Here is a 21,723-nt window from a genome sequence, read left to right on the forward strand (position 1 = left end):
GTGTCGCAATTTGATCTCACGGGGCAGGTCGCGATCGTCACGGGATCGTCGCGCGGCATTGGCCTCGCCTCGGCGCGCGAACTGGCAGAACACGGCGCGAAAGTCGTGATCTCCAGCCGCAAGCAGGAGGCTTGCGACACCGTCGCCGCCGAACTCAACGCCAGGCACGGAGACGGCACCGCGATAGCCATCGCCGCCAACATCTCCGACAAGGCTGGCCTCCAGCATCTCGTCGACCAGACCCGCGCTCAGTTTGGCCGCATCGACGTCCTCGTCTGCAACGCCGCCTCGAATCCCTATTACGGCCCCCAAGCCGGCATCGCCGACGACCAGTTCCGCAAGATTCTCGACAACAACATCGTCTCCAACCACTGGCTGATCCAGATGGTCGCGCCCGAGATGCTGGAGCGCCGCAGCGGCAGCATAATCATCATCTCGTCGATCGGCGGCCTGCGCGGCTCGCCCGTGATCGGCGCGTATTGCATCAGCAAGGCCGCCGACATGCAGCTCGCGCGCAACCTCGCGGTCGAGTTCGGTCCGTCCAACGTCCGCGTGAACTGCATCGCACCGGGCCTGATCAAAACCGACTTCGCGCGAGCCTTGTGGGAGGACCCGCAGCGGATCGAGGCGGCGAACACCAGCGTGCCGCTCCGCCGGATCGGCGAGCCGGAAGAGATCGCGGGCGCGGTCGTCTTTCTGGCGTCGTCGGCAAGCAATTTCATGACCGGCCAGACGATGGTCATCGACGGCGGCGTCACGATCTAATCGGAAGGGAACCCCATGCGTTTCGAGAACAAGTCGATCATTGTCACCGGCGCAGGCTCCGGCATAGGCCGCGCCGCCGCGCTCCTGTTCGCGAGCGAAGGGGGCAGGGTCATCGTCGCCGACAAAACCGAAGGCGCGGACGAAACCGCCCACCTGATCACCGACGCCGGCGGCGCGGCCAAGGCGATCCGCATCGACGCTGGCCTTGAGGACGACGTGATCCGCACCATCGCACTCGCCTGCGACAGCTTCGGCGGGCTCGACGTCATGTTCGCCAACGCCGGCATTTCGGGCGGCATGGCGAACCTGTTCGACACCGACGTCGCGCTCATCACCGAGGTGCTCCGCGTCAACCTGATCGGCCCGTTCCTCGCGATCAAGCACGCCGCCCCACGCATCGTCGAACGCGGCAAGGGCGCGATCGTGCTAACCGCGAGCGTCGCCGGCATCCGCTCAGGGGCAGGCTCGCCCGCCTATTCCGCATCGAAGGCGGGCGTTATCAACCTAGCCGCCGTCTCCGCGCAGCAACTCACCGGCTCGAACGTCCGCGTCAACGCGATCTGTCCCGGCCTGACCGAGACTGGCATGACCAAGCCCGTCTTCGATTACGCGCGTGAGGCGAACAAGATGGACCGCGTCGGCCGCCTCAACCCGCTCCACCGCGGCGCGCAGCCCGAGGAACTGGCCAAGGTCGCACTGTTCCTCGCCTCCGACGACGCCAGCTACGTCAACGGTCAGGCGATCGCTGTCGACGGCGGCCTCTCGTCGAGCCACCCGGTGACTCGCCAGGAATACGGCAAGACTGCTGCCTGACCGACTTGCGGGCGTAGCATTTGCGCGGCACGATGCGACATCCGACAGGAAGGCCATTGGGAATGCGGACCAAGAGATCACCTGCGTTGATGCTGTCGGTCGCGCTATCGAGCGTTGCCGCCGACGCGCAGGTCCCGCCACCGATCGTCGGCACATCGCATGAGGTCATTCCGCACATCCGGACAATGCCATCCGCAGGCCCCGGTCCGGGGCAGGTGCTGGTGACCTGGACTGCGCAAAATGTCCGTTGCGGCGGTGTGGCCATCGCCTTTTCACAAGCGCCGGCGCCAATGCCCGCGCTCAGATGGTCCGGCGCGTCGAACATCCTGAAATCCGTCGACTACAGCTTTACGATCGACGCCACCGGTCGGCCGCTCGACGTAGCCCGGGGTTCGAAAGACTATCTCCCCGCCGGCGCCGATCTCGCGCCGGCTCTGGTGGCGGCCAAGTTCCCTGCAGGCAAAGCGCGGCAGGGCTGCTCCCTGACGTTCGTTCCCGCCGCAAGCGCGGTGTCGGAAGCACCCGTCACGGCGGTGATGACCTACATCATGTTCCCCGAGCAACGGCCGACGCTGGCGATGTTCGCGCGGACAAGGCCTGCCGGCTCGACCTGTTTCGATCCGCCGCCGGAAATCCGAAATCGGGCATTCCCGGCGTTCGACGCGATCCCGAAGCAAACCGGTCAAGCAGGCTGGAGCATGATCGGGTTCGATATCGATGCCCGCGGCAAGCCGGTCCATCTGAAGCACGAGGCCGGCAACGGCAACGCGGTGCTGGACAAGGCATCGCTGGTTGCGGTCGCCGACTCGAAATTCGCGCCCGGTGCGCGGACGGGGTGCCAGTATCCCTACTGGATCGCGGCAGCGACACTGGCATCGCCGTCGATGCCCGAAGAGGCGCCGTTCAGGCCCGCCAGTGCCACGTGCCCGTTGAAGGCCGACTGGGCGACCAAGCCGCCGCTGAACTATCCGCGGAACTTCGGTCGGCGCTGGATCGAGGGTTGGGCGATCGTCGGCTACGACGTCGCATCCTGGGGCGAGATCGGCAATGTGCGCGTGCTGGCGTCTCAACCCTCGGCGGAGTTCGGCGAACAGGCGTCGCAGATGCTGCGCAGCGCCAAGTGGACTGCGTCAGCGACGGGCTATGTCGGCTGTGTCGATCGGGTGTCGTTCCGAATGCCGCGTCCGGGCGTCAAACCGACTACGCCCTATGCTGCCGAGGACGCCCCGCCGCCCTTCTGACCCGGACGGCCTGTCGATTGCCGTCAGAGGGTACGCTTGCGCAACGACTTTTGCGGGACCATTTGCAATCCGCGGGCGTTGAGCGTCCGACCCCATAAAGGAGAACCCCCATGGCTTTCGAACTCCCCCCGCTGCCGTATGCCTATGACGCGCTCGAGCCGGTGATCGACCAGGAGACGATGAAGTTTCATCACGACAAGCATCACGCGGCGTATACCGCCAAGCTGAACGAGGGTGTCGAGAAGGATTCGGCGCTTGCCGGCAAGTCGATCGAGGACATTCTCGGCATGATCTCGTCGCAGCCGCCGCTGGTCCGCAATAACGGCGGCGGCTTCTGGAACCACGACTTCTTCTGGAAGACGATGGCGGCCAAGAACGGCCAGGAACCGTCGGGCAAGCTCGCCGAAGCGATCGATCGCGACTTCGGCAGCCTCGACAAGCTGAAGGAAGAGTTCAACACTAAGGGCGCGGGGCAGTTCGGCTCGGGCTGGGCTTGGCTGATCGCCGATGACAGCGGCAAGCTGAAGGTGACGAGCACGCCGAACCAGGACAACCCGCTGATGGACGACGCCAAGGAGCCCGGCACGCCGCTGCTCGGTAACGATGTGTGGGAGCACGCGTACTACCTGACGTACAAGAACGATCGTCCGGGCTATCTGAAGGCCTGGTGGGACATCGTGAACTGGGACGTCGTCGGGGAACGCTACGCGAAGGTTGCTGGCTGAACGTCATATTTCCCCTCCCGTTTACGGGAGGGGCTAGGGGAGGGCGCGACGTACGTACTGGCGTCCGGTCTGTTTGGTCAGGCCCTCCCCCGACCCCTCCCGAACGGGCGGGGAGCAGTAAGATTACCCTTCGGGCGGCAGGTCGGTCACGGCTTTGTCGCCCGTTTGCAATCCGTGCTTCAGCAGCATCGGGATGTTGGCGAACGCGAAGAGCAGCGTCAGCGGGATCGCACCCCAGAGCTTGAAGCCGACCCAGAAATTCCAGCCGGCGTCCTTACCCCAGGCCGCCAGCGTGTAGCGCCAGACGAATTCGTTCAGCAGCGCCATGAAGATGAAGAACATGACCCAGTTGCGCGTCAGCTTGTGCCAGCCTTCCGCGGTGAGGCCGGGATAGGCGCTTTCGAGCAGCGACTGGAGCAACGGGCGCCCGGTAAGCAGCCCGAACAGCAGGATCGCGGCAAACATCGCGTAGATGATCGTCGGCTTCATCTGGATGAAGCGCTGGTCGTGGAAATAGATCGTCAGCCCGCCGAACACGACGATCAGCGCACCCGACAGCCACAGCATCGGCGAGATATGGCCGGCCTTGACCTTCGACACGATCATCGCGGCGACGGTGGCGATGATGAACGCGGTGGTGGCGGCGACCACGCGGATGATCGGCAGGCCGGGCGTCAGGAAGTTCACCGCGAAGAAGATCGCCAGCGGGCCATAGTCGATCGCCATGCGGAGGCCGGGGGATAGGGGGGGCTTGGTGGTCACTAGAGTTTTCGATTCCTAGGGGCGTGTACGTGCGGGCATGTACCTCGATACAGGCTCTCGACAAGTTCGATCCTTGCTCGGCACGAACTGAGTAGGGCGGCTCGGGTACGGTATCGTGTTCGCCGATGCGGATAGTCGATCCTCCCCCGCCAGGGGGAGGTGTCGCCGAAGGTGACGGAGGGGGCGGTAAGGGTCGCTTCGGTTCCGTGTCCTCCCCCTCCGTCAGGCAAGTGCCTGCCACCTCCCCCTGGCGGGCGAGGATTGAGATGCTGGCCTACTTCCGAACGCTCTCGACCCCGGCGATGATCCGGCTCACCTCGTTCGCATCGAACGGGCGCAGATCGGTCATGCCCTCGCCGATCCCGATCGCGTGGATCGGCAGGCCGTATTTCTCCGCCGCCGCGACGAGGACGCCGCCGCGCGCGGTACCGTCGAGCTTGGTCATCACCAGGCCGGTGACCCCCGCGACCTCCTTGAAGACCTCGATCTGCTGGAGCGCGTTCTGCCCAGTGGTGGCGTCGAGCACCAGGACGATGTCGTGCGGGCTTTCGGGGTTGATGCGACCGAGGACGCGGCGAATTTTCGCCAGTTCGTCCATCAGTTCGCGCTTGTTCTGCAAACGCCCGGCGGTGTCGACGATCAGCACGTCGATACCGGTCTCGGTCGCCTTCTTGACCGCGTCCCACACCACGCCTGCCGCGTCGCCGCCCTCGGGCCCGGTCACGATCGGCACGCCGACGCGCTCGGCCCAGGTGCGGAGCTGGCCGATCGCGGCGGCGCGGAAGGTGTCGCCGGCGGCCAGCATCACGCCGTAATCCTGCTCCATCAACAGGTGCGCGAGCTTGGCGATCGTGGTGGTCTTGCCCGAGCCGTTGACGCCAATGACGAGGATCACCTGCGGGCGCGGGAAGGCGTCGATCTCGATCGGCTTGGCGACCGTGGCGAGGACCTTCTCGACCTCCTCCGCGACGATCACGCGGATGCCGAGTTCTTCCATGTTGCGTTCGAAGCTGCCTTCGGAGAGGCGGCGGCGGATGCGGCCTGCGGTCTCGGGGCCGAGATCGGAGGCGATCAGTGCTTCCTCGATGTCGTCGAGCGTCGAATCGTCGAGCCGCGCGCCGCCGAGGCCGGCGAGGTTGCCGACGAGCCGGTCGGAGGTGCGCTTGAAGCCGCCGATCAGCTTGTCGTGCCAGGTTGGGGTGGTGCTCATGATGGTTCTCGTGTTGCGCTGAGGCGGGCGGCCGTGGCGCCGGTGATCGTGATGCGGACGATGTCGCCGGGTATGGCGGGTTCGTCCAGCAGGACTTCTGCGAAATTGCCGATGTGCCCGCGGTCGCCCGGGCGTTCGACGAGCAGATCCTGCGATGTTCCCACCAGCGTTTGGAGCCAGTTCGCTCGCGCGGTTTCGCCGGCGTCGCGGAGGAGGGCTGCGCGCTGGCGGCGGATTTTGGGTTCGACCTGCGGCATCCGTGCGGCGGGGGTGCCGGCGCGGGGCGAGTAGGGGAAGATGTGCGGATGGACGATGTGGCAGTCGTCGATCAGCGCGCGCGTGTTGGCGAACATTGCCGCGTCCTCGGTCGGGAAGCCGGCGATCAGGTCCGCGCCGATCGCGATGTCGGGGCGGGCGGTCTTTAGGCGATCGACCAGCGCCACGCTTTCTGCGCGCGAATGGCGGCGCTTCATGCGCTTGAGGATCATGTCGTCGCCCGCCTGGAGCGAGAGGTGGATGTGCGGCATGATCCGCGCTTCGGTTGTCAGCAGCGCGAAGAGGCGGTCGTCGATCTCGATGCCGTCCAGCGAGGAGAGACGCAGGCGTTCGAGGCTGGGGACGTTGTGCAGGATGCGCTCGACGAGGTGGCCGAGTGTCGGCGCGCCGGGGAGGTCGGGACCGTAGCTGGTGAGGTCGACGCCGGTCAGGACGATCTCGCGGTGGCCTGCGTCGACGAGGCCGGCGATCCGGTCGACGACCGCGCCCGCGGGGACCGAGCGGCTCGGGCCGCGGCCGAACGGGATCGCGCAGAAGGTGCAGCGGTGGTCGCAGCCATTCTGGACCTCGACGAAGGCGCGGGCGTGCGCGGAGAAGCTGGCGGCGAGGTGGGGCGCGGTCTCGCGGACCTGCATGATGTCGGAGACGACGACTTTTACATCAGCCTTCCAAGCTGAATACGTGAGTTTGTCCGCATTACCGATGACGCGGTCGACTTCGGGCATTGCCGAGAAGCTCGCGGGATCGATCTGCGCGGCGCATCCGGTGACGACGATCTGAGCCTCGGGACGGTCGCGCTTGGCGCGGCGGATCGCGACGCGCGTTGCCTTCACTGCGGCATTGGTGACCGCGCAGCTGTTGACCACGACCATGTCCCGCCCGGCGACGAGCGCGCGGATGGTCTCGCTTTCGGCGATGTTGAGGCGGCAGCCGAGGCTGATGACCTCTGGCGCGGGGGCGGATGGCATGGTGCGCGATTTAGGAGCCGTAGGGGGCGAAGTCCACGCCTTGTGGTTCGGGTCCGTTTCGACCGTCGTCGATCAGCCCGCCAACCTCGGCGCGATACCGCGCTGAGGCGACGCGCTGATATCCGGCCGCTGCGCCAGCAAACGCTTTTCCGCGAGCAGGCGGCGGACCTGTGCGGCGCAGAGCGGGCGCCCGTAGAGGTAGCCCTGGCCCTTGGCGCAGCCGATACCGCGTAGCCGCTCCTCGATCGCAGAGTTCTCGATTCCCTCGGCGGTGGTCGGCAGGTTGAGGCTGTCACCGAGGCGGACGATCGTGTTGACGATCGCCAGGCTGTCGGGATTGTCGAGCATCGACCCGACGAAGCTCTTGTCGACCTTGATCCGGTCGAACGGCAGTGCGCGGAGATGCGCGAGGCTGGAATAGCCGGTGCCGAAATCGTCGAGCGCGATGCGGATGCCCTGGTTCTTCAGACTGCCGACGATCGACTGCGCGAGTGGCAGATTGTCGAACAGCGCGCTCTCGGTGATCTCGATCTCGAGCCGGCTGGCGGGGAAGCCGGTCTCGACCAGCGTCTTGATGATCTTCTGGGCGAGCCACGCGTCGCGCAACTGCACCGGCGAGATGTTGATCGACAGCGACAGGCCCGCATCCCAATCGCGCGCGGCGGTGAACGCCTGACGCATGATCGACAGCGACAGGTCGCCGATCAGGCCGATCTCTTCGGCGATCTGGATGAAGACATCCGGCCCGATCATGCCCCGCGTCGGATGCCGCCACCGCGCGAGCACTTCGAAGCCGGTGATACGGCCGGTCGTCAGATCCACCTGCTGCTCGAAATACGGCATGACGTCGTCGTTGGGTATCGCGGCGCGCAGCCCGGCTTCGAGTTCGCCGCGCAACTGCACCGACCGCTCCATCGCGCCGTCGAACCACGCATGGCGATTGCGGCCGGCGATCTTGGCGGCGTGCAGCGCCATGTCCGAGGCCCGCAACAGCGCATCGATCGACGTGCAATCGATGTCCGAGCGGGCAATGCCGATCGAGGTGCTCACGTGGATTTCCGCGCCACCGACGTCGAACGGTTTCGACAGATCCGCGATCAGTCGTTCGGCGATCCGGTCGACCACGCCGGGATACGCGGCGTCGAACACCACCACACAGGCGAATTCGTCGGCGTTGAGGCGCGCGAGCAGACTCGATCCGGGCATGAACGCGCTGATCTTCTCGGCGACCAGCGCAAGCAGAGCATCGCCGATCGCATAGCCATGCACATCGTTGACCGTCTTGAAATGGTCGAGGTCGATGGTCAGCAGCGCCAGTGCCTTGCCGCGGCGGAGCGATCCGGTGAAGAGCGCCGCACCCTCCTCGATCAGGCTGCGGCGGTTGAGGAAGCCGGTCAGCGGATCATATTGCGAGAGGAGCTTGGCGCGCTGGTCCGCGTCGGACAGTTGCGACAGTTCGTCGGCGAGGCCGCGATACCGAAACCAGCCGAAGAGGATCAGCGCGACGTTGAGGAACATCGCCGCGATCAGCGTGCGATCGACGACTGCATCGCCGCCTTTCCAATGCTCGATCGCCTCGAACAATACGCTACCACCGGTGCCGACGAACAGCAGCAGTGCAGCGCCGGTGAGCGCCCCGGCCATGAATTCCCGGCTGATGAGGCGGAGTGAACGGTTCGCCGCCGGCGGTGAAATCATCAGTAAAACGGCCTGTAAGGGTCCTTGGTCGATCCGGTGTGCTCCGAAACATATGTAGGAGGCGTTAAGGTCGGCGAGGTTGCGTCGGGACGTTGATATCGCGCGGTGAAGGGAAGGTGGCTTGGCTTTCCACGGTCGATCAGCGTGCCGGATCAGATCTGTGTTGTGGGCGCACTCCGCCTGTCTTGCGCTTGACGCGGGTTTCCCGTAGGTGGCGCCCCACGTTCCGTTACGGGGCGCATTGGACGAGCATCCAAGGATGCACGCTGGCCGGCGAGGTTTCGCCCGCCGGCGCTTTTGCGCTTGGTGGCGGTGTATGGGAGTATTTCGATGTTCGAAAGCCTGAGCGATCGACTTGGTGGCGTCTTCGACCGCCTTCGCGGCCGGGGTGCGCTGACCGAAGCAGACGTGCGCGCGGCGATGCGCGAAGTGCGCGTCGCGCTGCTCGAAGCCGACGTCGCGCTGCCCGTCGCCCGCGAGTTCGTCGAGAAGGCGACCGAGAAGGCGATCGGCCAGAACGTCCTGCGTTCGGTCACGCCGGGGCAGCAGGTCGTCAAGATCGTCAGCGATGCGCTGGTCGAGATGCTCGGCTCGGATGCCGTCGAGCTGGAACTGGGCGTCACCCCGCCGGCCGTCATCATGATGGTCGGCCTCCAGGGCTCGGGCAAGACGACCACGACCGCCAAGATCGCCAAGCGGCTGGCGGCGGGGCAGGCCAATTTCGGACAGGCCGGTCGCGAGCGCAAGAAGGTGCTGATGGCGTCGCTCGACGTCAATCGCCCGAACGCGCAGGAGCAGCTGGCGACGCTCGGCACGCAGATCGAGGTGGCTACGCTGCCGATCGTGCAGGGCCAGCAGCCGGTCGATATCGCGCGGCGTGCGATGCAGGCGGCCAAGCTCCAGGGTTATGACGTCCTGATGCTCGACACCGCGGGCCGACTCCATGTCGACCAGGCGTTGATGGACGAGATGAAGGCGGTTGCCGACGTCGCGAATCCGGCCGAGATTCTCCTCGTGGTCGACTCGCTGACCGGCCAAGACGCGGTCAACGTCGCGCAGAACTTCAGCGATCAGGTGCCGCTGACGGGTATCGTACTGACTCGCATGGACGGCGATGCTCGCGGCGGCGCGGCGCTGTCGATGCGTGCGGTCACCGGCAAGCCGATCAAGTTCGCAGGGACCGGCGAGAAGCTTGATGCGCTTGAGGCGTTCCATCCGGAGCGCGTTGCCGGCCGCATCCTCGGCATGGGTGACGTCGTCAGCCTGGTCGAACGCGCTGCGGAGTCGATCCAGGCCGAAGACGCCGAACGCATGGCTGCCAAGATGGCCAAGGGTCAGTTCGACATGAACGACCTGCGTGCCCAGCTGGCGCAGATGCAGCGGATGGGCGGGCTCGGTGCGCTGGCGGGGATGATCCCCGGCATGAAGAAGGCGCAGGGCGCGGTCGCGTCGGTCGGTGGCGAAAAGGTGCTGGTACACATGGACGCGATGATCGGTTCGATGACGATCAAGGAGCGCAACAAGCCCGAACTGATCAACGCGAAGCGCAAGATCCGCATCGCCAAGGGCTCCGGCACTACGGTGCAGGAGGTCAACAAGCTGCTCAAGATGCACCTCGAAATGTCGACCGCCATGAAGAAGATCAAGAAGATGGGCGGCATGAAGGGCATGATGGCGATGCTCGGCAAGGGCGGCCTTGGCGGCGGTCTCGGCGGCATCGGCAATGCGATCGGCGGACCGCAGATGGGCGACATGCTCAACAAGGCCGGCGCTGGTGGTCTGCCGGGCGGTTCGTCCGGCGGCGGGCTTCCGGGGCTCGGTGGCCCCAAGATGCCGCAGATGCCGGCCGGTTTCGACGATTTTCTGAAGAAGAAATAACCTCCTTATCCAACCACGACACTTCGGCTCGCGCCGGGGAATCTATCTAGAAAACGAAGGAAAATATCATGGCAATCAACATTCGCCTCGCGCGCGGTGGCTCCAAGAAGCGTCCTTACTACAAGATCGTCGTTGCCGATGCGCGTTCGCCGCGTGACGGCCGCTTCATCGAGAAGATCGGCAACTACAACCCGCTCCTCGCCAAGGACAACGAGCAGCGCGTTCAGCTCGACGCCGATCGTGCGAAGCATTGGCTGAGCGTCGGCGCGCAGCCGACCGACCGCGTCGCGCGCTTCCTCGACCAGGCTGGCGTGCTCGAGCGTTCGGCCCGCAACAACCCGAACAAGGGCAAGCCCGGCGAGAAGGCCACCGAGCGCGCCGAAGAGCGCGCGACCAAGGCAGCTGAAGCTGCCGAGGCCGAAGCCGCTGCAAAGGCTGCACCTGCGACCGGCAGCAACGAAGAGACCGAGCAGGTCGCCGCTGCTGAAATCGAAGACGCAACGAGCGCTTCGTAAAATCCGGGGGCGGTCGGGTCATCCCGGCCGCCCTTGTTCCGTCATCCCAGCGAACGCTGGTACCGGGAGCCAGGAACGGCAGCGTTCGTGACCCTAAATCCTGGGTCGAGCCCAGGATGACGGTGAGGGAGCGGACCTGAGTGTCCGCTCCATCTAAGGGTCGCCTCCGCACCCGATCCGCCGTTCGTGCGTTCTTTATCGGTAACCCCGAAAAGGAGCGCACGATGGCCCCCGAATCCGACCCCCGCACAGCACCCGCACCCGAGGACATCGAAGATGCCACCAACCAAGGCGTCTCCGCCGACGACCCCGCCGAAGGCTCCGACGACACTCCCGGTCGCGATGAAGGCTCCGCGCAAGGCTGATGTCACGCTCGCCGTCGTCATCGGTGCGCACGGCATCGGTGGCGAAGTGCGGCTGAAGGTCTTCGCCGAGAATTTTGGCAGTTATAAAAGCTTCAACAACGGTGCGCTGTCGCTGAAGTCCGCCCGCAACGGCAACAACGGCATGATCGCGCGCTTCGCCGAGGTCGCCGATCGCAACGCTGCCGAGGCGATGCGCGGAACCGAACTGACCGTGCCGCGCGCTTCGCTACCGCCACTGGAAGACGGTGAATATTATCACACCGACGTCATCGGGCTCGACGTCGTCTCGACCGACGGCGAAGCGATCGGCCGCGTGGTCGCTATCGATAATTTCGGCGCTGGCGATGTGATCGAGATCGAACGCATTCCGGCGGACGACAAGCCCGGCAAGCGCTTTATGGTCCCGATGCGAGTCGAAGCGGTACCGGAGTGGGATGCGAAACGGCTCGTCGTCGAAGCGTCTTTTGCGGCCGAATAACAGGCTTTAACTACCGCTTCCTTGTTTCACCGCGAAGGCGGGAGCCCGGTCTGGGTCGCCGCCTTCGCGGGGAAACAATTTGGGTATGACTACCGCCGAAGCGGCCGCTGTTCGGCAAGCATGTTGCGGATCGTGGTCGCGGCGACGCCGGCCTCGCCCATCGCGTGGCTGATCTGGTCCAGACCCTTCACGACGTCCCCGGCGGCGAATAGCCCGGGGATCGAAGTCCGCTGATGCGAGTCCACCTCCAGGCAGCCATCCTCGGAAGCGCTCGCACCCGCTGCAACGGCCAGTTCCGAGCGTATCACCGACCCTAGCGCAGGATAGACGCTGTCGAACGCCAAACGCCCATCGAGCGTATCGAGGGCGAGCCTGCCCCCTTCGATCGCGTAGTTGCCACACGGACCACCGACCCGGACGATCCCGGCTTCGTCGAGCGCCGCCTCGCATGTTGGATCGAGATCATGGCCACCTTCCGGCGCGATCAATGTCACGTCCTTGGTGTAGCCGCGCAGGAACAGCGCCTCGCGCATGCCGTGGTCGCCGGTGCCGATCACCCCGACGCGCTTGTCGGTGACCTCGTAGCCGTCGCAGATCGGGCAGTAGCGGAACAGTCCGGCTTCGAGCGCTTCGTCATGGAGAGCGTCGGGCATGTCGGGCCGGTTGTTGACCACCCCGGTGGCAAGCAGCACGCTCCGCGCCCGAGCCCGCCGATTGCCGATCCGCGCCGTGAACCCGTCGTCCTCCACCTCGATCGCATCCACCCGCGCACCCTCGCGGACGGCGCCATATTTCTCCGCCTGTGCGAGCATTAACGCGAGCAGGTCGGTCCCGCGGATCCCCTCGGGATACCCCGCATGATTATGCGTGCACGGGATCAGCGCCGCGCGGCTGCTGCCGCAATCGAACAGCCGGATCGAGAGGTGGAACCGCGCGAGATAGATCGCCGCCGTCAGCCCGGCCGGCCCGGCGCCGATGATGATGCAATCGTCCATCTCCCGCGAGCGCTCCGCACCCATCTTTGGTTCCTTGCCCGTTGCACGCAAAGTATATACATTGCGTATATACGGAGGCGATCCATGACCAAGCCCTATCGTGCGCGCACGTTCAAATCCGGCAACTCGGTCGCGTTGCGGTTGCCGAAGGGCCTTGGCATCGATCAGGGTGTCGAGATGGTCGTCCGCGAGGACTGCGGCAAGTTCATCTTCGAGCCCGTCAAGGAAGAGGGCAAGTTCATCGACCTGACCGGGATTGCGGGCACGATGCCCTGGCTGAAGCCGATGATGCGGGAAGAACGGGGATTTGACGATCCCCCGCGGCCTTGGCCCCTGCTGGACCGCGAAGACGACGCATAGATGCGGTATCTGATCGACACCAATAGCTGCATTTACCTGTTCGCCAATGGCTATGAACCGCTGAAGCAGCGGATCGCAACGACCCCGCGGCACGATATCGGCTTGTCGGCGGTCGTGTTCGCCGAACTCGCGCTTGGTGTGCAGCTCGGCAGGCCACCGACGCGCGCCGCGCTTGAAAGGCTGGTGCAGGAAATGCCGATCCTGCCGTTCGACGAGGGCGCGGCGCGGGCCTACTCGACATTGCCGTTCCGACGCGGTCGGATCGACCGGTTGCTGGCGGCGCACGCGCTCAGTCTCGACATGACCGTGATCACCGACAACGAGCGCGACTTCGCCGGCGTGGCGGGGCTTCGCATAGAGAATTGGACGCTGTGACTTTCGCTGCCACGATATTGACGCTGTATCCGGAGATGTTTCCCGGGCCGCTGGGGACCTCGCTTGCCGGGCGGGCGCTGGGGGAGGGGCGGTGGTCCTGCTCGCCGGTGCAGATCCGGGACTTTGCGACGGACAAGCACAAGTCGGTGGATGATACGCCGGCGGGGGGCGGGGCTGGAATGGTACTCCGAGCCGACGTCGTGGCCTCCGCGATCGACAGCGTGGCCGATGGGCGGCCGGTGCTGGCCATGACGCCTCGGGGGAAGCCGCTTACCCAGGAGCGGGTGCGGGAGCTCGCGCAGGGCCCCGGCGTCACCATTCTCTGTGGCCGGTTCGAGGGGTTCGACGAACGGCTGTTCGAGGCGCGGGAGATCGAGGAGGTCTCGATCGGCGACTACATCCTGTCGGGTGGCGAGATGGGGGCGCTGGTGCTGCTCGATGCTTGCATTCGGCTGCTGCCCGGCGTAATGGGCGCGGCTTCTAGTGGGGATGACGAGAGCTTCGAAACGGGGCTGCTTGAATATCCGCACTATACCCGACCTCAGATATGGGAAGGGCGCACGATCCCGCAGGTGCTGCGATCGGGGGATCATGCGAAGATCGCGGCATGGCGCAAACGCCGTGCGGAGATCGATACACGGTCACGGCGACCGGACCTTTGGGAGCGCCATGAGGGCGCTCGGGTCCAGTCGCCCTCTGGCGCGCAGCGACACGAGGACGAGACATGAACCTGTTGCAGACGATCGAAGCCGAGAACATCGCGAAATTCCTGGCCAACAAGACGATCCCCGATTTCCGCCCTGGCGATACGCTGAAGGTCGGCGTGAAGGTCGTCGAAGGCGAGCGCACGCGTATTCAGAACTACGAGGGCGTGTGCATCGCGCGCTCGAACAAGGGCATGGGCTCGAACTTCACCGTGCGGAAGATGAGCTTCGGCGAGGGCGTCGAGCGCGTCTTCCCGCTCTACTCGCCGAACGTCGATTCGATCGAAGTCGTCCGCAAGGGCGCCGTGCGTCGCGCCAAGCTGTATTACCTGCGTGGCCGCACCGGCAAGGCAGCGCGTATCGCCGAGCGCCGCGACATGCGCCCTGCCAAGGGCACCGCAGCCGCCGAGTAATCGGGGACTGTTCGAGTTGGAGAAGGGCGCGGGGGCGATGGTCCCGGCGCCCTTTTTCGTTGTGTGCGGGGTGGAGGGGAGTCGGCGGGGCAAGCTGCTGGAAGCGCTGACGTTTATCCGTCGTTCGCGTTTATGCTGCAGCACGGAAGTGCAGGAAGTGCAGACGCTGGGAAGCCTTTTCGCGGCGGCTGTAACGTAGGTGTGTGGGGGCGGTGTCGCGGTTAAAGGGGCGTTCGCTGGCATCCGGCGAGGGTGCGCTTCTCGTGGCGTGTAGGACAGTCGATTAGCATATTGGCCAGCGGTGACCGTGGTGGCTGCACTCCTCCGTTCTTCGAGGCGTGGGAGGTGGTTTTCCGGGCGGACAGGGACGCGTGTTCCTGCGCAGGTCGACCTTCGCTTCCTTGTTCTCCCGCGAAGGCGGGAGTCCAGTCTGGGCCCCCGCCTTCGCGGGGGAACACGCTTTGCTTGGGGATTGGGGTAGCCGTTCGCTGGAGGGCGGGGCCTTGCCACGCTGAGCGCCGCCTGGGGCACTGCCCCACCCCGACCCTCCCCTGAAGGGGAGGGAGTTATGCTTTCCAGCCAAACGCATCACGCATCCCGCAACACGTCGTCATCCCCGCGCAGGCGGGGATCCATATCCTCGGAGGCTGCGATCGTGGCGTGAGGCCAGCCAATATGGGTTCCCGCCTCCGCGGGAATGACGAGGCTTGGCCGGGCGTGACGTAACCCCGCCCGTCATCCTGACGAAAGTCAGGACCCAGAGCAAAGCAGCGCGGCGTTCGTGACCCTGGGTCCTGACTTTCGTCAGGATGACGGCGTGGGTGGGGAGGCGTTTCGCGTGTTGTCACGAACGTTGCCCTCCGAAGGGCATGTCTTGGCGGGGCGTACGCGCCTTAGTCGGCCTGCAAGCGGCCGCCAGCCTGCCTCAACCGCCCGTCAGGCGTCGCGCCAGGTGCCCGGCGCCAGATTCTCCACGGTCCAGTCGCCGATGCTCCACCGGACCAGCCGCAGCGTGGGGTGGTCGATCGCGGCGGTCATGCGGCGGACTTGCCGGTTGCGGCCTTCGCGGATCGTTATCTTCAACCAGCAATCGGGGATGCTCGCGCGGACCCGGATCGGCGGCACGCGCGGCCAGAGGTCGGGGGCGGCGATCCGCTCGACGTCGGCGCGGGCAGGGCCATCCTTCAGCAGGACGCCGCCCCGCAACCGATCGAGCGCATCCTCGCCGGCATCGCCCTCGACCTGCACGAGATAGGTCTTGGCCAGCTTGAACTTCGGGTCCGCGATCCGCGCCTGGAGGCGACCGTCGTCGGTCAGCAGCAACAGCCCTTCGCTATCGCGGTCGAGCCGCCCCGCCGGATAGACGCCCGGCACATCGACGAACTGCGACAGCGTCGCGCGCGGGGTCGGACTGTTCACGTCGGTGAACTGGCTGAGCACGTCGTACGGTTTGTTGAACAGGATTACGCGGGGCATTGCGGGGCTCTAGAGGGATTATCGATCGGGTTCGTTCAAAATATCTTATTGTAAGGCATGATTAAGTCCGCCCCTTAAGGTAATGGGGAAAAATACTAATAATTTATTATTCCAACGCAGAAGGCTAATTTTGTAACAAGAAAATGGCTAAATTAGTTCCTGCCTAGTAATTGACGAGTATGATTCACACTTAGACAAATCATGATACCAAGTGGAATAATAACTGATATGTGAGACATGATACGGAGACATAGGTAGTCCAGGTCTATTATACCGATAGTTAGATATTTTATTAGTCTTATAGTGCTAGGTGTCGTTGGGGTAGGCGGATAAGAACGGAATACGATAGCAATAATATATTATATAGCTGGTATATCCGATCATAGAGGGAGTTGCAAATGCCAGAGTTGACCGTATTTGAAAAACTGCTCTACTCAACCGTAAAAATAACCGTGCAGCGAGGACAAAGCACTAGTACGGGCACGGGATTTTTCTACGCGGTAGATTTCGGTGGCGGTCAGAATGTTCCGTTGCTGGTGACAAACAAGCATGTCCTCTCCCAAGGAGGAGTGGCGAGTATCTGGTGTCACGAGAGAGTTGGCGGGTCGGAGCTGAAATCGTCTGGTATCGTCAAGCAGGTCATTCTTAACATTCCCGCCGGCAGTACCATCGAGCATCCTGACCCTAATATAGACCTGTGCGCTGTGCCTTTCAGCGATATCCTTAATCAAGCTGAGGCCGCCGGAAAGCCACTTTTATTCATCCCATTGAGTTTAGATATCATTCCTCAGGGTGATAAATGGTCCGAGTTTGATGCGCTCGAAGAAGTCATCATGATTGGCTGTCCTAACGGCATATACGATACCGTAAATTACAATCCAATAATTCGACAGGGTATTACTGCAACACCGCTGGCCCAGAAATATCTTGGAAAACCAGAGTTCATGGTCGATATGGCGTGTTTTCCTGGATCATCAGGATCACCCATACTTCTTGTTAACCAAACTGGTTACCGAGACAAAGCCACCGGAAGTTTTATGATGGGTTCGGGAAGGGTATTCTTCCTCGGCATATTGTATGCGGGCCCACTTATAACGAACCAAGGTAATATCGTATTGGGGCAGGCCCCGCAGGTTGTCACAAATACTATGATGCACTTGGGCAATGCTATTCGGTCAAGTGAAATGATCGAGATTGAGAATCTGGTTCGTAAAATAATTAAGTCCCAATCAGAGGCTGCGTCAGGTTTACCCGGCAGCCCCAGCCTTTAAGAAAAGGGCCGCGGTGTTTCCACTGCGGCCCTTTTCCGTCGCTACGCAATCTGCAACCTTACTGGTCGAGGAAGCTCCGCATCTTCCGGCTACGCGACGGATGCTTCAGCTTCCGCAGCGCCTTCGCCTCGATCTGGCGGATGCGCTCGCGGGTCACCGAGAACTGCTGGCCGACTTCCTCGAGCGTGTGATCGGTGTTCATGCCGATGCCGAAGCGCATGCGCAGCACGCGCTCTTCGCGCGGGGTGAGCGACGCCAGCACCCGCGTGACCGTCTCCTTCAAGTTCGCCTGGATCGCGGCGTCCACAGGGATGATCGCGTTCTTGTCCTCGATGAAGTCGCCGAGGTGCGAATCCTCCTCATCGCCGATCGGCGTTTCGAGGCTGATCGGCTCCTTGGCGATCTTCATCACCTTGCGCACCTTCTCCAGCGGCATGGAGAGGCGCTCGGCCATCTCCTCCGGGGTCGGTTCGCGGCCCTGCTCGTGGAGGAACTGGCGGCTGGTGCGGACCAGCTTGTTGATCGTCTCGATCATGTGGACCGGGATGCGGATGGTCCGCGCCTGGTCCGCGATCGAGCGGGTGATCGCCTGACGGATCCACCAGGTCGCATAGGTGCTGAACTTGTAGCCGCGGCGATACTCGAACTTATCGACCGCCTTCATCAGGCCGATATTGCCCTCCTGGATGAGATCCAGGAACTGCAGGCCGCGGTTGGTGTATTTCTTGGCGATCGAGATCACCAGCCGCAGGTTCGCCTCGACCATTTCCTTCTTGGCGATGCGCGCCTCGCGCTCGCCCTTCTGGACCATGTTGACGATCCGGCGGAACTCGGTGAGCGCCATGCCGGTCTGCTGCGTGATGTCGGCGATTTCCGCGCGGATGCGCTCGACCGCCTCGCCCTCGTTGGCGACGAACGCGGTCCACTTCTTGTCGACCTTGTTGACCGTCGTCAGCCAGTTCTCGTCGATCTCGTGACCGATATAGCGATCGAGGAAGTCCTTGCGCGGCACCTTGTGGCGCTCGGCGAGGCGCAGCATCTGGCCGCCCAGCGCGGTCAGGCGACGGTTATAGGCATAGAGCTGATCGACCAGATATTCGATCTTGGCGTTGTGGAACTGGACGCTCTCGACCTCGGCGGTGAGTTCCTCGCGCAGCTTCTGGTATTTGCGCTCGTCGGCCGCGGAGAAATCGCCGCCGATGCCCATCGCGTCGACGCGCGACTGCTGGATCTTGCTGAACTTCTTGTAGAGCGCGGTGATGCTGGCGAACCGCTCGAGCGCGATCGGCTTGAGCTGTTCTTCCATCTGCGCGAGGCTGAGGGTGTTGTCCTCCTCCTCGTCGTCCGATGCGCGCGGAGCCCGGCGCTCGCCGTCCTCGTCCTCGTCGGCGGACGGCTCTTCGGGCTCGGCCTCTTCCTTGAACGAGGGGCCGGCGTTCTTCTCGCTGATCTCGCCGTCGTCGGCTTCGCCGTCCTCGGCCATCGCTTCCGGGGCGGGGTCCTTCGACAGCATCGCGTCGAGATCCATGATCTCGCGCAGCTGCATCGTGCCCTCGTTCAGCGCGGTCGACCAGTCGATGATCGCGTTGAAGGTGATCGGCGATTCGCACAGGCCGAGGATCATCGTGTCGCGACCCGCCTCGATGCGCTTGGCGATCGCGATCTCGCCCTCGCGGCTGAGCAGCTCGACCGCGCCCATCTCGCGCAGGTACATGCGGACCGGATCGTCGGTACGATCGATCGTCTCTTTCTTCTTCTCGATCGCGGGGCCTGTGTCGGCATCCGCGTCGGCGGCCTCCGGCTCGTCCTCGTCGTCCTTGGCGGGCTCGGTCTCGCCGTCCTCGCCGGCTTCGTCGTTCTCGACGATGTTGATGCCCATCTCGCTCAGCGCGGCGCTGATGTCCTCGATCTGGTCGGACGACATCTCGCCCTGCGGCAGCGCTTCGTTGAGCTGCTCATAGGTGATGTAGCCGCGCTTCTTCGCGCGCGCGATGACCTTCTTGATCGACGCATCGTTCATGTCGATCAGCGGCGCATCGCCGGTTTCGTTCGTCTCGGCGGGTTCCGCCATGTTCGCCTTAGCCATCAATCGCCCTCGGTACCCAACGCTCGGGCGTCTTCGTTCGACTGTACAAGATTTGCAAGTCGGACTTCCAACGCCTGTTTCTCTCTTACCATAGCCACTTGTCGTTCGAACGCATCTTCGGTGAAGTGCGTCTGCATCGCCGCGGTCGCCTGCTTGAGTGCCGCGTCTACCTCAGGGCGGGCGACCATGATCGCGATCGCCTCGTCGAGGTCGGCACGGACGCGGGCTGGATCGGCCGTGGTCTGCGTGAACGAATAGGGCATCGTATCGGCTCTCAACAGGTCACTCGCGACTGAATTGAAACCGGACCTCGCCAATATGGTGAGCAAGCGCCCGCTATCAAGCTTCTGGTCCTCAAGTGCAACATCTACGACCGCTTCGAACAATCGGCCGAGCGCGCCGTCGATCATTTGGAGCGAGCCGAGCACCTCCATGTGGCGCGCGATCTCGACCGGGTGGCGGATCAGGCCGGCGAGGACGGCCTTGGCCAAGACGCGGTCGATCCCGGTGGCGAGGAAGGCCTTCGCGTCTTCGGTGACGGGGGCGGCGGGGGGCTTCCAGCCGCCTTTGGGACGCTCGCCGCGCGGCACGAAGGGCGCGCGGACGGGTTTGAAATGCTCGTAGAAGCGGTTCTTGAACTCGGCGTGATATTGCTGCTTCACAGAGGGGTCGGCGATGCCTTCCGCAAGTTCGTGGAGGCGGCGCTTGAGGCCGGCGCGCTGTTCGGGGGTGTCGAGCGCCTCGGCGGCGACTTCGGATGCCCAGAGCCGGTCGACGAGCTGTTCGGGGGTCTTGAGCAACGCCTCGAACGCGCCGGGGCCGCCTGAGCGGACGAGGTCGTCGGGGTCTTGGCCTTGCGGGAGCGTGACGAAGGCGAGGCTGCGGCCGGGGGCGAGTAGCGGGAGCGCGCGATGGGCGGCTCGGAGCGACGCCTTCTGTCCTGCGCCGTCGCCGTCGAAGCAGAGCAGGGGGACATCGACCATCCGCCACAGTCGTTCGAGCTGCGCTTCGGTGAGCGCGGTGCCGAGCGGGGCGACCGCTTCGCCGAAGCCGGCCTGCGCGAGTGCGATGACGTCCATATAGCCCTCGACCACCAGCACGCGGCCCGATTTGCGCGAGGCGGGGGCGGCTTTGTCGAGGTTGTAGAGCGTGCGGCCCTTGTCGAAGAGCGGCGTGTCGGGGGAGTTGAGGTATTTGGGCTCGCCACCGTCGAGCACGCGCCCGCCGAACGCGATCGTCCGCCCGCGGGGGTCTCGGATCGGGATCATAAGGCGGCCGCGGAACCGGTCGTACGGGTCCTTGCCCTCGACATTGATGAGCATGCCGGACTCGACCAGCATCGGGTCGCCGTAATCCTTCAGCGCGGTCTTGAGCTTGCCGCGGCTGTCGGGGGCGAACCCCATGCCGAACGCGCGCGCGGTCTCGGGCCTGATCCCGCGGCGGTCGAGCAGCGCGCGCGCGTCGGTGCCGGGGAGGCCGTTGAGTTGCTCGGTGAACCAGTCGGCGGCGTCGGACATGACCTCGTGCAGGCCCTTGGCGCGTTCGGCCTTGGCGGCGGACTGGCGGTCCATCGCCGGCATGTCCATCCCGGCGGCCTGGGCGAGCTCCTTGACCGCGTCCATGAAGGGGAGGCCGCGCTGGTCGGTCATCCACTTGATCGCGTCGCCGTGGGCGGAGCAGCCGAAACAGTGGTAGAAGCCCTTGTCGTCGTTGACGTAGAAGGAGGGGGTCTTCTCGTTGTGGAACGGGCAGCAGCCCTTGTGCTCGCGACCGGCCTTGGTGAGCTTGGTGGTCTTGCCGACGAGCGCCGAGAGCGAGGTGCGGGCGCGGAGTTCGTCGAGGAATTGTGGGGTTAGGGCCATGGGGTGACTTTGGTGGGGGGGGTGTTTGCGGCACTGCCCTCCCCCGACCCCTCCCGCAGGCGGGAGGGGAGTAGAAGCGAGGTCGCGTTTGCGGCGAGCGCAACGGTGTCCCCCTCCCGCTTGCGGGAGGGGTTAGGGGAGGGGCGTTCCGCAAGCACGCGCCCGATCTCGGCCACCACGCCCTCCATCCGCTCCAACACGTCGTTGTTCCAGAACCGGATCATTCGGTAGCCTTGCTGTTCGATAAAGCGCGTCCGCCTACCGTCATCGTCGGATTGCCAGTCGTGCTGTCCGCCGTCGACCTCGACCACGAGCTTCGTAGCGCGGGAAACGAAGTCGCAAATGAACGGACCGATCGGGACCTGACGGTTGAACCGCACGCCCGAAGTCCGACGCGCGTCGAGGTGCTGCCATAGCGCGCTTTCGGCCCGCGTCGGGTTGGCGCGGAGGTCTCGGATGCGGGTGCGTTGTTCCAATGCTCCGTCTC

Annotated in this window: 22 protein-coding genes; 13 read left to right on the forward strand and 9 right to left on the reverse strand. The window is 64.4% G+C overall.

What is annotated here, in order from left to right; translation table 11 throughout:
- The 4 genes from ACLBWL_RS06655 (at position 1) to ACLBWL_RS06670 (ending at position 3,544) form a co-directional block, all read left to right on the forward strand.
- Positions 1 to 765 (forward strand): SDR family oxidoreductase, encoded by a 765-nt coding sequence (locus ACLBWL_RS06655; protein WP_447791312.1) that lies wholly within the window; start codon positions 1 to 3, stop codon positions 763 to 765.
- Between the two features lie 15 nt (positions 766 to 780).
- On the forward strand, positions 781 to 1,578 hold the full coding sequence (locus tag ACLBWL_RS06660) for an SDR family NAD(P)-dependent oxidoreductase (RefSeq protein WP_447791314.1): 798 nt from the start codon (positions 781 to 783) through the stop codon (positions 1,576 to 1,578).
- A 62-nt stretch (positions 1,579 to 1,640) separates the two neighbouring features.
- Entirely contained in the window at positions 1,641 to 2,819 is a 1,179-nt protein-coding gene (locus ACLBWL_RS06665; protein ID WP_447791316.1) for an energy transducer TonB, read from the forward strand.
- 110 nt (positions 2,820 to 2,929) lie between these two features.
- Entirely contained in the window at positions 2,930 to 3,544 is a 615-nt protein-coding gene (locus tag ACLBWL_RS06670) for a superoxide dismutase (protein ID WP_447791318.1), read from the forward strand.
- Between the two features lie 123 nt (positions 3,545 to 3,667).
- On the opposite strand, the gene ispZ is transcribed toward ACLBWL_RS06670, so the two are convergent.
- From ispZ to ACLBWL_RS06690, 4 genes are all read right to left on the reverse strand, one after another.
- Entirely contained in the window at positions 3,668 to 4,270 is a 603-nt protein-coding gene (gene ispZ, locus ACLBWL_RS06675) for a septation protein IspZ (RefSeq protein ID WP_447792037.1), read from the reverse strand.
- A gap of 310 nt (positions 4,271 to 4,580) precedes the next feature.
- Positions 4,581 to 5,516 (reverse strand): signal recognition particle-docking protein FtsY, encoded by a 936-nt coding sequence (gene ftsY, locus ACLBWL_RS06680; RefSeq protein WP_056051078.1) that lies wholly within the window; start codon positions 5,514 to 5,516, stop codon positions 4,581 to 4,583.
- Positions 5,513 to 6,760 (reverse strand): tRNA (N(6)-L-threonylcarbamoyladenosine(37)-C(2))-methylthiotransferase MtaB, encoded by a 1,248-nt coding sequence (mtaB, locus tag ACLBWL_RS06685; protein WP_447791321.1) that lies wholly within the window; start codon positions 6,758 to 6,760, stop codon positions 5,513 to 5,515. Before mtaB ends, ftsY begins: the two co-directional genes overlap by 4 nt.
- 72 nt (positions 6,761 to 6,832) lie before the next feature.
- Complete coding sequence (locus ACLBWL_RS06690) at positions 6,833 to 8,458, reverse strand: putative bifunctional diguanylate cyclase/phosphodiesterase (RefSeq protein ID WP_447791323.1); 1,626 nt, start codon at positions 8,456 to 8,458, stop codon at positions 6,833 to 6,835.
- A 330-nt stretch (positions 8,459 to 8,788) separates the two neighbouring features.
- Between ACLBWL_RS06690 and ffh the strand changes: the two genes are divergently transcribed.
- The 4 genes from ffh (at position 8,789) to rimM (ending at position 11,694) form a co-directional block, all read left to right on the forward strand.
- Positions 8,789 to 10,336 (forward strand): signal recognition particle protein, encoded by a 1,548-nt coding sequence (gene ffh / locus ACLBWL_RS06695; protein WP_447791325.1) that lies wholly within the window; start codon positions 8,789 to 8,791, stop codon positions 10,334 to 10,336.
- Positions 10,337 to 10,404: 68 nt separating this feature from the next.
- Entirely contained in the window at positions 10,405 to 10,851 is a 447-nt protein-coding gene (gene rpsP, locus ACLBWL_RS06700; protein ID WP_187504196.1) for a 30S ribosomal protein S16, read from the forward strand.
- Between the two features lie 224 nt (positions 10,852 to 11,075).
- Positions 11,076 to 11,216 carry a hypothetical protein gene (locus tag ACLBWL_RS06705; RefSeq protein ID WP_168371615.1) on the forward strand — a complete coding sequence of 47 codons (141 nt, stop codon included), beginning with the start codon at positions 11,076 to 11,078 and terminating at the stop codon, positions 11,214 to 11,216.
- Positions 11,194 to 11,694 carry a ribosome maturation factor RimM gene (rimM, locus tag ACLBWL_RS06710; protein ID WP_447791328.1) on the forward strand — a complete coding sequence of 167 codons (501 nt, stop codon included), beginning with the start codon at positions 11,194 to 11,196 and terminating at the stop codon, positions 11,692 to 11,694. Before ACLBWL_RS06705 ends, rimM begins: the two co-directional genes overlap by 23 nt.
- Positions 11,695 to 11,783: 89 nt before the next feature.
- On the opposite strand, the gene ACLBWL_RS06715 is transcribed toward rimM, so the two are convergent.
- On the reverse strand, positions 11,784 to 12,689 hold the full coding sequence (locus ACLBWL_RS06715) for an NAD(P)/FAD-dependent oxidoreductase (RefSeq protein ID WP_447792039.1): 906 nt from the start codon (positions 12,687 to 12,689) through the stop codon (positions 11,784 to 11,786).
- Positions 12,690 to 12,773: 84 nt separating this feature from the next.
- Here ACLBWL_RS06715 and ACLBWL_RS06720 point away from each other — a divergent pair, with 84 nt between their 5' ends.
- The 4 genes from ACLBWL_RS06720 to rplS are packed head-to-tail and all read left to right on the forward strand — an operon-like array spanning position 12,774 to position 14,541.
- Positions 12,774 to 13,049, forward strand: a complete 276-nt coding sequence (locus ACLBWL_RS06720) for an AbrB/MazE/SpoVT family DNA-binding domain-containing protein (RefSeq protein ID WP_447791330.1) — start codon at positions 12,774 to 12,776, stop codon at positions 13,047 to 13,049.
- Positions 13,050 to 13,424, forward strand: coding sequence for a PIN domain-containing protein (locus tag ACLBWL_RS06725; RefSeq protein WP_447791332.1), 375 nt, complete (start codon positions 13,050 to 13,052; stop codon positions 13,422 to 13,424).
- Positions 13,421 to 14,152: a tRNA (guanosine(37)-N1)-methyltransferase TrmD gene (gene trmD / locus ACLBWL_RS06730; RefSeq protein WP_447791334.1), complete on the forward strand. Its 732-nt coding sequence runs from the start codon at positions 13,421 to 13,423 to the stop codon at positions 14,150 to 14,152. The genes ACLBWL_RS06725 and trmD overlap by 4 nt, the downstream gene beginning before the upstream one ends.
- Entirely contained in the window at positions 14,149 to 14,541 is a 393-nt protein-coding gene (gene rplS, locus ACLBWL_RS06735; RefSeq protein ID WP_031395442.1) for a 50S ribosomal protein L19, read from the forward strand. Before trmD ends, rplS begins: the two co-directional genes overlap by 4 nt.
- Positions 14,542 to 15,477: 936 nt before the next feature.
- Here rplS and ACLBWL_RS06740 read toward each other — a convergent pair.
- On the reverse strand, positions 15,478 to 16,017 hold the full coding sequence (locus tag ACLBWL_RS06740; protein ID WP_447791337.1) for a pseudouridine synthase: 540 nt from the start codon (positions 16,015 to 16,017) through the stop codon (positions 15,478 to 15,480).
- Between the two features lie 398 nt (positions 16,018 to 16,415).
- Here ACLBWL_RS06740 and ACLBWL_RS06745 point away from each other — a divergent pair, with 398 nt between their 5' ends.
- Positions 16,416 to 17,288, forward strand: a complete 873-nt coding sequence (locus ACLBWL_RS06745) for a S1 family peptidase (RefSeq protein ID WP_447791339.1) — start codon at positions 16,416 to 16,418, stop codon at positions 17,286 to 17,288.
- Positions 17,289 to 17,346: 58 nt separating this feature from the next.
- On the opposite strand, the gene rpoD is transcribed toward ACLBWL_RS06745, so the two are convergent.
- From rpoD to ACLBWL_RS06760, 3 genes are read right to left on the reverse strand one after another with little or no spacing between them, the layout of a single operon-like run.
- Positions 17,347 to 19,374 (reverse strand): RNA polymerase sigma factor RpoD, encoded by a 2,028-nt coding sequence (rpoD, locus tag ACLBWL_RS06750; RefSeq protein WP_056051057.1) that lies wholly within the window; start codon positions 19,372 to 19,374, stop codon positions 17,347 to 17,349.
- A complete protein-coding gene (dnaG, locus tag ACLBWL_RS06755) occupies positions 19,374 to 21,236 on the reverse strand; it encodes a DNA primase (RefSeq protein WP_447791341.1) in 1,863 nt (620 codons plus the stop codon). Before dnaG ends, rpoD begins: the two co-directional genes overlap by 1 nt.
- Positions 21,227 to 21,712 (reverse strand): endonuclease domain-containing protein, encoded by a 486-nt coding sequence (locus ACLBWL_RS06760; protein ID WP_447791343.1) that lies wholly within the window; start codon positions 21,710 to 21,712, stop codon positions 21,227 to 21,229. Before ACLBWL_RS06760 ends, dnaG begins: the two co-directional genes overlap by 10 nt.
- Between the last annotated feature and the right edge of the window lie 11 nt (positions 21,713 to 21,723).

It is taken from the genome of Sphingomonas sp. M1A8_2b (assembly GCF_053345535.1).